The organism is Streptomyces sp. NPDC050743 (genome assembly GCF_044456925.1).
Taxonomy (GTDB): Bacteria; Actinomycetota; Actinomycetes; order Streptomycetales; family Streptomycetaceae; genus Streptomyces.
This window is the reverse complement of the sequence record NZ_JBITGJ010000216.1, coordinates 1-6470: the sequence shown is the minus strand read 5'-3', so window position 1 is coordinate 6470 and position 6470 is coordinate 1. Positions and strand designations below refer to the sequence as shown.

7 protein-coding genes and 3 pseudogenes are annotated in these 6470 nt (G+C 67.3%); 7 read left to right on the top strand and 3 right to left on the bottom strand.

Translation table 11 applies throughout. From position 1 onward, the window contains the following. From ACIBJF_RS51350 to ACIBJF_RS51335, 4 genes and pseudogenes are all read left to right on the top strand, one after another. A pseudogene (locus ACIBJF_RS51350) lies at window positions 1-552 on the top strand (hypothetical protein); the annotation flags it as partial. Beyond that, window positions 549-1094 carry a hypothetical protein gene (locus tag ACIBJF_RS51345; protein ID WP_399184785.1) on the top strand — a complete coding sequence of 182 codons (546 nt, stop codon included), beginning with the start codon at window positions 549-551 and terminating at the stop codon, window positions 1092-1094. The pseudogene ACIBJF_RS51350 and the gene ACIBJF_RS51345, both read left to right, overlap by 4 nt. Before the next feature lie 247 nt (window positions 1095-1341). After that, window positions 1342-1653, top strand: a pseudogene (locus ACIBJF_RS51340) (transposase); the annotation flags it as partial. Window positions 1654-1707: 54 nt separating this feature from the next. Continuing rightward, on the top strand, window positions 1708-2592 hold the full coding sequence (locus tag ACIBJF_RS51335; protein WP_399184784.1) for an IS5 family transposase: 885 nt from the start codon (window positions 1708-1710) through the stop codon (window positions 2590-2592). Between the two features lie 15 nt (window positions 2593-2607). Here ACIBJF_RS51335 and ACIBJF_RS51330 read toward each other — a convergent pair whose 3' ends face one another. Next, complete coding sequence (locus ACIBJF_RS51330; RefSeq protein ID WP_388569024.1) at window positions 2608-3123, bottom strand: DinB family protein; 516 nt, start codon at window positions 3121-3123, stop codon at window positions 2608-2610. 114 nt (window positions 3124-3237) lie between these two features. Between ACIBJF_RS51330 and ACIBJF_RS51325 the strand changes: the two are divergent. From ACIBJF_RS51325 to ACIBJF_RS51315, 3 genes and pseudogenes are all read left to right on the top strand, one after another. Then, window positions 3238-3786 (top strand): annotated as a pseudogene (locus tag ACIBJF_RS51325) (transposase); the annotation flags it as partial. Continuing rightward, window positions 3783-4181, top strand: a complete 399-nt coding sequence (locus tag ACIBJF_RS51320; protein ID WP_399184783.1) for a hypothetical protein — start codon at window positions 3783-3785, stop codon at window positions 4179-4181. The pseudogene ACIBJF_RS51325 and the gene ACIBJF_RS51320, both read left to right, overlap by 4 nt. 21 nt (window positions 4182-4202) lie before the next feature. Further along, window positions 4203-4358, top strand: coding sequence for a hypothetical protein (locus tag ACIBJF_RS51315; RefSeq protein WP_399184782.1), 156 nt, complete (start codon window positions 4203-4205; stop codon window positions 4356-4358). 36 nt (window positions 4359-4394) lie between these two features. Here the strand turns inward: ACIBJF_RS51315 and ACIBJF_RS51310 are convergent, their stop codons facing one another. Both ACIBJF_RS51310 and ACIBJF_RS51305 read right to left on the bottom strand, forming a co-directional pair. Next, a complete protein-coding gene (locus ACIBJF_RS51310) occupies window positions 4395-4829 on the bottom strand; it encodes an IS5 family transposase (protein WP_399184781.1) in 435 nt (144 codons plus the stop codon). 41 nt (window positions 4830-4870) lie between these two features. Beyond that, complete coding sequence (locus ACIBJF_RS51305) at window positions 4871-6358, bottom strand: FAD-dependent monooxygenase (protein WP_399184780.1); 1488 nt, start codon at window positions 6356-6358, stop codon at window positions 4871-4873. Window positions 6359-6470 lie beyond the last annotated feature (112 nt).

The following is a 6470-nucleotide window of genomic DNA, read 5'->3' as shown; positions in this document are numbered from 1 at the left end:
GCGATGCACCCAGGGATCCGGCTGCTGCTCGAACTCGGAGCCTTGCGCCCTGAGCTGCTGCTGACCGGGCAGGCGCTGACCGATCAAGGCCGCGTCGTGACGGTGATGCTTCAGGCCGGCTGGAGAGCTGAGGAGCTGCGCCATGTCATCGCAGACCGGCCCTTGCCCAGCCCGGTGCGCACCACGGTCGGCGCGATCATCGCCGCCCGCCTGCGAGCCGCCCAGGCCTACCCGCCACCCACTGCCATGGCTGGCCACCACAAGGCGGCTCCTAGCGACGAGCCGCGGACGCTCACGGCCACCCACCGGTCCACGACGACGGCCGCCCGCACCGTGACCGAGGCCCTGACCTACCGGGCCCTTGTGGAGTGCGCCGGCTGCGGCGTTCCCGCCACCGCGCCGGGCGAGGACCTCTGCCCGGCCTGCCTCGGCTGGCCGCCCTGCCGCGCCTGCCCCGGGCCGACACCGCGGCGCGCCCGCCCCGGCGGCGACGGCCGCTGCACCACGTGCACCACCGCGTCGACCCGACCTGCGGAAGGAAGCAACGTATGAACGAGCCGAGCAAGCCGCCGGTCCCGGTAGAGCACGAGCGTGTGCCAGACGGCCACCAGCCGACGGGCATGTCCCTGTATCTGCTGTTCGCGCACGAACCGTACTACCCGCTGCCCGCCCGGGAGTTCAACACCTCCGTCGTCGCCGCGGCCTGTCTGCTCCACCCCCGCATCAAGCAGCCCGACGGGATGCGCATCCACCGCCGGCTGGTGACAGGCCGCCGGCCGGGCGAGATCGTGCCGCTGGCCACGCTCACCCACGAACTGGGCGGCGGCGCCCACTGGGGCGAGGTCGGCGACTGGGAGGCGGTGGTGGCCGGCCTTGTCCGGCTCATCCGCGACCAGGGCTGCGACGCACTCGGCCTGGGCCTTGCGCCCATCGAGCGGGCCCTGCTGTGCAGCGGCCCCGACAGCACGGTCCGCGTCGTCGACCCGGCCACCCGGGAATGCACCTCCTACGGCCCGCCAGAGCGCAAAGCGCTCCTTAACCAGGTACGCCACCACCTCGCCTGGGCCGAGGCAGGCGGCTCCCTAGTGTCCTGAGTCGGGAATTCGCTGCGTAAGTCCTCGGCGGTTCGGCATGATGGCCGGGTGGCGAGGACGGGACGGCCGAAGGCCGAGCTGGTGCTGACCGATGACGAGCGTGAGACGTTGAACCGACTACGGCCGGTTCAGGCCGTGGGAACTGAGTGGACGTTAAGTCCGATCTTCCTCGGTTCGTGATCGCTCGATCGAGGTACTGATCGTCGCGCAGGCCATCTGCTGGGCATGCGCATGCTGAGATGCGGGCATGGAGCGAGAGCCGTACCCCAGCGACTTATCGGACGAGCAGTGGGCGTTGATCGAGCCGATGATCACGGCCTGGAAGCAGGAGAGGGTGGCGCGGTCAGCGACCGGAGATCCCGGGTCCTGCGATCTGCGGGAGGTCGTGAACGCGATCTTCTACCAGAACCGGACGGGCTGCCAGTGGCGCTACCTCCCGCATGATCTGCCGTCCTGGTCGGCGGTGTTCTACTACTTCGGCCTGTGGCGCCAGGACGGGCTCGACCAGCAGATCTCCGAACTCCTGCGCTGCCAGGTGCGGGAGAGAGCCCGGCGATTAGGGCCTGTCCGGCGGATCATGTGACTTCTCGCGCTTCCGTCCGTTGGCTTGTCCATGGGGCGGGGAGATCTCACGAACGAGGAGTGGGCCCGGCTGAAGCCGCATCTGCCCAAGGCTGGGCAGCGCGTCGGTCGTTGGGCCAGTCACCGCAGGATCATCAACGGGATCCTGCACCGGAACCGGACCGGGATGCCGTGGCGGGATCTGCCTGCGCGGTTCGGGAAGTGGAAGACCGTGTATGAGCGGCACAGACGTTGGTCAGCGGACGGCACGTGGGACAGGCTCTTCGCGGCCGTCCTGGCCGACGCGGATGCCCAGGGCAGCATCGACTGGTCGATGGTGTCGGTGGACTCCACCACCTGCCGAGCCCACCAGCACGCGGCCGGAGCACGCAAGAGGCCCCCGCAGATCGGGAAAAGGCGCGCGCCCCGGCAACACCGTCCCGACGAGGGGCTCGGACGCTCCCGGGGCGGCCTCACCTGCAAGATCCATCTGGCTGGGGAAGGCGGGCGCCGTCCCCTGGCCCTGCTGATCACTCCAGGCCAGTGGGGCGATGCCCCGCAGTTCATCCCCGTCATGGAACGCATCCGTGTCGGCCGCCTCGGCGGCGGACGCCCCCGCACCCGCCCGGACCACCTCGGCGGTGACAAGGCGTATTCCTCCCGCCGCAACCGCCGTTACCTGCGCAGACGGCAGATCAAGCACACCATCCCCGAGCCGAAGAACCAGCGAGCCAACCGCAAACGCCGCGGCAGCAAGGGCGGACGGCCCGCCGGCTTCGACAAGACGATCTACAAGCGCAGGAACGAAGTCGAACGGACCATCTTGGCACTCAAGAACTCCCGCGCCGTGGCCACCAGGTTCGACAAGCGCGCCTATGTGTTCCACGGCACCGTCACCCTCGCCTCGATCCGGCTCTGGCTCTGGCTCCGATCGTGACCCGCACGACAGATCTCAGGCGCCGGTCCGCCCGTCGACGAGCTCACGCACGACGTCGAGGTGGCCGTTGTGGCGGGACGTCTCCTCAATGAGGTGGAGGATCACCCAGCGGAGATCGACGTGGCGGCCGTCGCTGATGGGACGCTTGGCCGTTGAGTTCAGCTCGTGGTCGGACACCAGGCGACGGTAGCGGGCACTCTGCTCCTCGTACTCGGCGAGAAGCTGGGGCAACGGGATGTCGACTGCTGTCCGCATCTCAGGATCGGGATCATCGTCGGTCGCCTCGGTGAGCGGCCCCGCAAGCTCCTCGCCCAGGAACATCACTTGGAACCAGTAGTACTCGACCCACCGCAGATGATTGATCAGCCCGCACAACGTCATCAGCGGTGAACTCGGGAGTGGGGCCTTGCGAGCATCTTCGGCGGATACGCCCTCACACTTGGCTCGCGCGGTATCACGGGCGTAGTCCAGGAAGGTGGCCAGCTGCGTACGCTCGTCCCACGTGGGAGGCGTGTCGGTTCGTTGAGTCATCGCGAGGAGTTTCCCGCAGCTCGGAACGGGTGTCGACTCAATTGATCGGAAGCACCGTCAAGTGCCACAGCACCGGCTGTGCTCAGGGAGAGCCCGGCAAGATCCGCCGGACAGACCCTAGAGGACCCGTCCCTGGTGATCATCGACACCCAGTCCGTCCGCGCGGCCGCGGGTGTCCCGAAGACCACGACGGGACTGGACGCCAACAAGAAGGTGTCGGGGCGCAAGCGGGGACTGGCCGTCGACGTTCTGGGGCTGATCGTCGGCGTCGTGGTGCTGGCCGCCTCCGCCCATGACAACGCCGCCGGCACTGCCCTGCTCGATCAGGCGGCCGAGCGGTGCGGGATGCGTCTGGAGAAGGCCCTGGTGGACCAGGGCTTCAAGGACGAGGTCCTCATCCACGGCGCCCTGCTGGACATCGACGTCGAGGTCGTCCGCCGCAACCCCGCAGACCAGGGCAAAGGCTTCGTTCCGCAACCGAAGAGGTGGATCGTGGAGCAGGTCAACGGCACGTTGATGCTGCACCGCCGCCTGGCCCGCGAGTACGACCACCGCCCCGACACCTCCGCCTCGCGCGTCTACTGGGCTTCCATCGCCAACATGGCCCGCCGCCTCACCACACCCGCCCCCACCTGGCGCGACACCCTCGGGCTGGCCGCGTGAACATCAGCGAGCTCCTGGCGGACCTCCAGGACCAGCACGACAAAACCACGGCCCGCGCCGGTGAACTACGCAATCAGATCGACCACTTGACCGCCGCTCTGGCCGAGACCGAAGCGCGACTCGCAGACCTGGCCACCACCCGGAAGATCATCGCCGAACGCATCCCGCCCGGGACCGAGCCCGATCCGCCCGAGACGAACACCGCCTACCAGGCCATCGTGAACGCCTTCAACCAGCACCCCGGCCGGGCATTTCGAGCCCGCGAGCTGCACGAACTCCTCGGCATGCCCACCGACGATGCGACCGTCAACGTCACCCGCAGCCGCCTGGGACGCCTCGTCCGACAAGGCTTCCTCACCCAACCCGGACGAGGTCGCTACCAGAAACGGACTTAACGTCCACTGAATTCCTTCTTGATGCGCATCAACGCCTACCTGGTGCGCTGGATCCGCCAGAAGTACAAACGGTTGGCGGCTGAACGGAAAGCCATTGCGAAGATGCAGGAGATCGCCCGTCGATTCCCCCGCATGTTCGCACACTGGCGCTACACCGTTGCAGCCGTGATGACCTGACGAACAGAACGACAAGAGCCGTGTAACGGGAGACTGTTACGCACGGATCTGTGAGAGCCGGGAGGTGAGATCCCTCCCGGCTACTCGGCAGGCCGCCTCGGGAGCGTCCGAGCGCCGGGTTGCGGAGCCCCCTTTTCGAGCACCGGTGGCATGCTGGTGGGCGCGGACGATCGTGGAGTCGACCGACACCAGCCAGTCGATGTCACCGACGGCGTCCGCCCGGACCTGGGCGGCGCGGAGCATCCGCTCGAACGTGCCGTCCGCCGCCCACCGGCGAAAACGGGTGTGCAGCGTGGCCCACGACCCGTACCGCTCGGGCACGTCCCGCCAGGCCGTGCCTGTACGGAACTTCCACACGATCCCGTTGAGGACCCTGCGGTCGTCGGGCCGCTTGCGCCCACGCGACGACACGGGCAGCAGTGGCCGGACGAACTCCCATTCGGCATCGGACAGTTCATGGCGACGTATCACCCGACCATGATCCACCACTCAAGATCATTTGACGACAGACCCTAGTCGGGTGAAGGGGCTACAGAGCTGGAGCCCTGTGTGCCGCACCATTCGGTCAATGCTTGACGGGCCGCGTCGATGCGATGTTCAGGTGACTCGTCCGAGATGGCCCATGCGATATAGGCGTCTGGTCTGACCAGAACACTCTTTTTGGTAGCGCCCTTCGGGGATACGATCTCCACCTCGCCGGCCCACTCTGTGATCAGTGAGGGGAAGCGCTCCGTGTCGGACGGTGTGACAAGGACGAACCGTCGCTTACGGAGGGCTTCGTAGAGTCTGCGTCCGTCGCTGAGGGGGACGTCAGGTGCCCGCTTGCCGACGAGGGGATGCGCGCCGGCCGCGGCGGCGTAGGAAATGTCGATTCCCGAGATTGCCATGGCCAGTCGTCGGGCCACTGGTGGGGTTTGCAGCACCGTACGCGCTGACAAGTCACGGAGGCCGCACAATGCCCGTGGTGTGGTGAGGACGCCGCGGAGCAGTGCTCCGCTCATCCGCAGAACCCGGTGTCCCACGGGGTGCCGTTCGTTCTGATAGGTGTCGAGCAGGGTGTCTGGTGCGCGGCCACGCTGAACGGCTGCGAGTTTCCAGCTCAGGTTTGCGGAGTCCTGGATGCTGGTGTTGAGGCCCATGCCGCCAGCCGGGGAATGGACGTGGGCGGCGTCGCCGACGAGGAATACTCGGCCTACTCGGTAGCGGGGTGACTGGCGTTCGTCGCTGTGGAATCTGGAGAGCCAGCGAGGGTCGTGCATGCCGAAGTCGCTGCCGAGCGCCTGGCGGGCGACGTCTTTGATTTCTTCCAGATCGACCGATGCGTTGTCGGGCATGGGGTGGTGGCGGTTCCAGGCCATGACCCTGAACCAGCCGTCGCCGAACGGGACGACAATGGCGAAGGCGTCTCCGGTCGCTGCGACGGTGGGCGGCTTCTTCGGCGGATCAGCCATCCGGACGTCTGCGAGCATCATGGAGCGAACGGCGGAGCGGCCGGGGAATGGGAGGCCGAGGGACTGGCGCACGCAGCTGTTTCGTCCGTCTGCGCCGACGACGAAGTCTGCGCGCAGGCTGTGTTCAGTGCCGGCTGGTGTCTTCACGGTGACGTCGACACCGCTCGGGTCTTGCTGGAGGCCGGTCACTTCGTGGGCCCGCATGATGTTCACGCCGTGTGTCAGGGCGCGGGACAGGAGCAGTCGCTCGGTGTTGTACTGGGGCGTCACGAGCACGTGGGGGTAACGGGTCGGTAGGTGCGACAGATCGATCCGCAGGAATTGCAAGATCGGGTTGCGGAGGCCGGTCAGCAGCAGGTCGTCGGCCAGGCCGCGGGCGTCCAGTTGCTCCATCGTTCGGGCGTGAACGGCGAATGCGCGTGTCAGCTGGGATTCCCCTTCTCGGCGTTCCACGACGGTGCAGCGCACTCCGGCCTCGGCCAGGTCACCTGCGAGCAGCAACCCCGCTGGACCAGCACCGACGACCAGCACGTCAACGTCGGATCCCATGTTCTGTCCTCCGCGTGTCAGAAGCTGTTTTCCAAGCGATCACGTGTCTGACCTGGATGTTTGCCGCTTGCGATCTTGAGGTGGTGGTGTGCAAGGTGCCGGAGTTCTCGTC

Excerpts from the sequence above, each read along its gene's own strand:
- ACIBJF_RS51345 (WP_399184785.1), top strand. The coding sequence starts at position 549 with ATGAACGAGCCGAGCAAGCCGCCGGTCCCGGTAGAGCACGAGCGTGTG.
- ACIBJF_RS51335 (WP_399184784.1), top strand. The coding sequence starts at position 1,708 with ATGGGGCGGGGAGATCTCACGAACGAGGAGTGGGCCCGGCTGAAGCCG.
- ACIBJF_RS51330 (WP_388569024.1), bottom strand. The coding sequence starts at position 3,123 with ATGACTCAACGAACCGACACGCCTCCCACGTGGGACGAGCGTACGCAG.
- ACIBJF_RS51315 (WP_399184782.1), top strand. The coding sequence starts at position 4,203 with ATGCGCATCAACGCCTACCTGGTGCGCTGGATCCGCCAGAAGTACAAA.
- ACIBJF_RS51305 (WP_399184780.1), bottom strand. The coding sequence starts at position 6,358 with ATGGGATCCGACGTTGACGTGCTGGTCGTCGGTGCTGGTCCAGCGGGG.